Below are 1078 nucleotides of genomic sequence, written 5' to 3'. Positions count from 1 at the left end.
TGTACTGGCCACGGACGTTGGTAACGCTGCGGAAGTCCTGAAATAGGCGAGGACCTCCGGGTGAGGTGGAGCTGTCTAAGGTTCCGTTTCACCCGGGAGGTCCTCGTGCCCCACGCTAACGCCACACTGACCGAACGCGGCCGATTGCGGCTGGCACGGTGCGTCGTGGACGACGAATGGCCGCTGCGCCGGGCTGCCGACCGGTTCCAGGTCAGCCCGACAACCGCGAAACGCTGGGCCGACCGATACCGCACCCACGGCGCGGCCGGCATGGCCGACCGGTCCAGCCGGCCGCATCACAGTCCGAATCGCACCCCCCGCCCCGTCGAACGCCGCGTCCTGCATCTACGCCGTAGCCAACGACTCGGACCGGTGCGGATCGGCTGGAGACTCGGTCTTGCGGCTTCGACCTGCCACGCGATCCTGCGCAGGGCCGGTGCCGCCCGGCTGGCCCACCTCGACCGGGCCACGGCCGAGCCGATCCGCCGCTACGAACACCAGGCGCCCGGCGACCTGATCCACGTCGACATCAAGAAACTCGGCAACATCCCCGACGGCGGCGGCCACCGCACCCACGGACGCCAGAAAGCAGAACGCAACCGCACCACCACCGCACACCGCACCACCAGCCGCGGGCTCGGCTACGCCTACCTGCACACCGCCCTCGACGATCACTCCCGGCTGGCCTACACCGAAATTCTGGCCGACGAGACCAAGGAGACCGCCACCGGATTCTGGAGGCGGGCCCACGCCTGGTTCGCCGGCCATGGCATCACCATCGTCCGGGTCCTGACCGACAACGGTTCCTGCTATGTGTCGCGGCTGTGGCATCAGACCTGCACCCAGCTCGGCGTCCGGGTGAAAAAGACCCGCCCCTACCGGCCACAAACCAACGGCAAGGTCGAACGCTTCCACCGCACCCTGACCGAGGAATGGGCCTACGCCAAGCCCTACACCAGCGAAAACGCCAGACGCAAAGCCCTACCCCGATTCCTGCACACCTACAATCACCACCGCCACCACACCGCCATCGGCGGACCACCCGCCAACCGCGTTCCCAACCTCTCTGGGCAGAACA

The 1078-nt window shown here is 67.7% G+C and carries 1 protein-coding gene; it reads left to right on the top strand.

The features are described from left to right. Positions 1 to 105: 105 nt before the first annotated feature. Positions 106 to 1078 (top strand): IS481 family transposase (locus CLV67_RS50835; protein WP_106331202.1); only part of this gene is annotated, 973 nt, incomplete at its 3' end.

It is taken from the genome of Actinoplanes italicus, from assembly GCF_003001815.1.
Lineage (GTDB): Bacteria > Actinomycetota > Actinomycetes > Mycobacteriales > Micromonosporaceae > Actinoplanes > Actinoplanes italicus.
Note: the sequence above shows the minus strand (reverse complement) of the source record. Positions and strands in the feature narration are given on the sequence as shown.